Genomic DNA, 2,937 nt, shown 5'->3' on the forward strand with positions numbered 1-2,937 from the left:
GTCGAGCAGCGCCTTCAACGCCGTCTCCTCGTCCACGCCCTCCGGCGGCCGGCCGCCGGCCTCGCGCCACCGCTCCAGCAGCGCCTCCGCGCCGGCGTACGCCTCCAGACAGCCGAGGGCCCCGCACCGGCAGCGACGGCCGCGCACCCGCACGGTGAGATGTCCCCACTCGACCGCCCGGCCGTGCTCCACCTCGGGCGTGACCAGGCAGGCGCCGACGCCCGAGCCGAAGAGGACGACGACCGCGTTGTGCGCGCCGCGTCCGCCGCCGAACCACATCTCGGCCTGGCCGAGGGTCTTCGCGCCGTTGTCGATGAAGTACGGGACGGACTCGGGCAGAAGGGAGCCCTCGCGCAGCAGCTCCTCCAGCGGGACGGCGTCCCAGCCGATGGTCTGGCCGTGCACGACGGCGCCGCGCCCGGGGGTGTGCTCGACGATGCCGGGGACCCCGATGCCGACGCCGAGCAGCTGTTCGGGACCGACGGAGGCGGCCGCCAGCATTTCGGCCACGCCGTCGCGGATGTGGCCGACGATGCCGTCCACCGCGTAGCGCCGCTGCTCCAACGGCTTCTCCACGCGCGCGAGTTCGGTCAGCGTCAGGTCGAACAGCTCGATGCGCACGCGGGTCTCGCCGACGTCCACGCCGATCATGTGGCCGCTGCCGGGGGCGACCCGCAGCAGGATGCGGGGGCGGCCGCCGTCGGAGTCGACGCTGCCGGCCTCCTCCACCAGCCCGTCCGCCATCAACTCGGCGACGACGTTGCTGATCGAGCCGGAGCTCAGACCGGTGGCCGGGCCGAGCTCGAAACGGCTCAGCGGGCCGTCGAAGTAGAGCCGCTGCAGCACAGCCGTGCGGTTCGCCCGCCTCAGGTCGCGTACCGTGCGCCCGTTCCGCCCCGTCATATCGCTCCCTCCGAGCCGCGCCGACCTGCAACATACCTCTGCGGACGAGCTGACGCGACATTCGTCCAACCCTTAGTTCACGATGTGAGCTAAGAGACGCTGCAAGCCGCCCGCCTCGGCGATCTCGTCCAGCGCGGCGACGAGCTCCGGGGCGACCGCCTCCTGCGTCCAGCGCTCGTGATCCGCGCCGACCTCCCGGGGGACCGTCTCGACGAGCATGATCAGGTAGAGGTAGGCGCGGTAGAGCGCGAGCCGCAGCCGGGCGGGCCCGTCGAAGTCGGCCCGGCCTCCGGCCCCGCGGTAGCCCGCGAGGAAGGCCTCGTCCTTCCTGATGTCGCCGAGCAGGGCGAGCGAGACGAAGTCGGCGAGCGGGTCGCCCCAGAACATCCGCTCGCCGTCGATGAGGCCTCCGATCCGGGTCCCGCCGCCGGGGCGGTCGACCAGGACGTTTCCGGGCCACAGGTCGAAATGGACGAGGACCGGGACGGCGACGTCGTCGAGGGCGCCGTACGCGGACCGGGCGAGCGCGGCGACCTCGTCGGCGGGGCGGGGCAGTCGGGCGCGGTAGTCACGGGCGTCGGCGAGCACGGCGTCGAACATCGCCGCGAAGGCGGTGCGCCAGTCGGCGGCGAGCGGGCCGAACACCCCGGAGGGATATCCGAAGCCGGGCCCGGTCACCTGGTGCAGCCGGGCGACCTGCCGCCCCAACTCCGTTCGCAGGGAGACCTGTTCAGCGGTGGATAGGGATTCGCTCCAGGGGTCGCCCGGGCACATCGTCATCAGCAGCCACTGCTCGTCGAGGGCCATGACGCGCGGCGCCGGCACGCCGGCCTCGGCCGCGCCCCGGCAGAACTCCGCCTCCCCGACCAGCAGTCGGCTCTCGTACCGCAGGGCCGGTGCGGTGGGTGCGATCTTGAGCGCGTAGCCGGCGCCGTCCGCGAGGCGGAGTTCCTCGACCGTGTTGTAGGTGCCGCCGCCGAGCGGGCGCACGCGGGCCAGGCGGCCCGGCGCGATGCCCGCCGCCGCCAGTACTTTCCTGGCCCGTTCCCGCGAGTCCGTCACCGTGCGCTCACCCTTCCCCTCCTCGGGCGGCCGTCCGTCCGCCCCGGTCCCGCGGCCCGGCTCGCGGCCCGCTTCAGGGTACGTAACGCGCCGCCCCGGGCGCGACGACGTGCAGCCCGCACGACCGGCCCTGCGCACGGGAGTTGGGCGCGCGGTCGGCGCGTGCGGCCGACCTCCGGGCGGCGCGGCGGTCGTTACGCTGACGCGATGACCACTGTCTGGAACGTCCGGGCCGTCGCCGAGGACGCGACCTCGCACCCTCCGCTGCGTCCGCTGCCGTCGGAGGCGGTGCGGCTGCTGGACGAGGTCGGCGCCCCTCCCCGGCTGGTGGCGCACCTCAGAGCGGTGCACGACGTCGCCGTCCAGCTCGTCGACCGGCTCGCCCTGAGCTGCCCGCGACTGCCCGTGGACCGGGAGGCGGTGCTGTTCGGTGCGGCCACGCACGACATCGGCAAAGCGCTGCACCCCGGTGAGCTGTCAGGGCCCGGCGCGCTCCACGAGGAGGCGGGACGCGCGCTGCTGCTCGCGCACGGGGCGCCCGCCGAGCGGGCGCGGTTCGCCGCGACCCACGCCTCCTGGGCGGCCCCGGGAGTCACGGTGGACGACCTGCTGGTGAGCCTGGCCGACAAGGTGTGGAAGAACAAGCGGGCCACGGATCTGGAGGATCTGGTCGTGGCGGAGCTGGCGCGGGCGGGCGGCCGTCCGGTGTGGCAGGAGTTCCTCGATCTGGACGAGTTCCTCACCGCCGTCGGGGAGGGCGCGGAGCTGCGGCTGGCCTGGCAGGCGACGCATCCGGTCCACGGGTGAGACCGCGGCGAGGGCCGCGGGCGCGGGGGCCGGGGCGGGCGGGGAGACCGGGGCGGGCGGAACGGATCACGGGGTGCCTCGGCTCCGGCTCCGGCTCCGGCTCCGGCTCCGGCTCCGGCTCCGGCTCCGGCTCCGGCTCCGGCTGAGTCTGGAGCCTCGGCTGGG

General features: G+C 74.7%; 3 protein-coding genes. 1 reads left to right on the forward strand and 2 read right to left on the reverse strand.

Annotated features, from left to right (window positions below):
* A partial coding sequence (locus ABT300_RS42740) for an ROK family transcriptional regulator (RefSeq protein ID WP_351688197.1) occupies positions 1 to 903 on the reverse strand: 903 nt, incomplete at its 3' end.
* Between the two features lie 72 nt (positions 904 to 975).
* On the reverse strand, positions 976 to 1,965 hold the full coding sequence (locus ABT300_RS42745) for a phosphotransferase family protein (protein WP_351688200.1): 990 nt from the start codon (positions 1,963 to 1,965) through the stop codon (positions 976 to 978).
* 207 nt (positions 1,966 to 2,172) lie between these two features.
* On the opposite strand from ABT300_RS42745, the gene ABT300_RS42750 reads away from it, so the two are divergent.
* Positions 2,173 to 2,772 (forward strand): HD domain-containing protein, encoded by a 600-nt coding sequence (locus ABT300_RS42750; RefSeq protein WP_351688203.1) that lies wholly within the window; start codon positions 2,173 to 2,175, stop codon positions 2,770 to 2,772.
* Positions 2,773 to 2,937 lie beyond the last annotated feature (165 nt).

It is taken from the genome of Streptomyces sp. NPDC001027 (genome assembly GCF_040299045.1).
In the GTDB taxonomy this organism is placed as follows: domain Bacteria; phylum Actinomycetota; class Actinomycetes; order Streptomycetales; family Streptomycetaceae; genus Streptomyces.

What these genes read in the sequence shown, in the direction of transcription:
- ABT300_RS42750 (WP_351688203.1), top strand. Translation starts at nt 2,173, where the DNA reads ATGACCACTGTCTGGAACGTCCGGGCCGTCGCCGAGGACGCGACCTCG.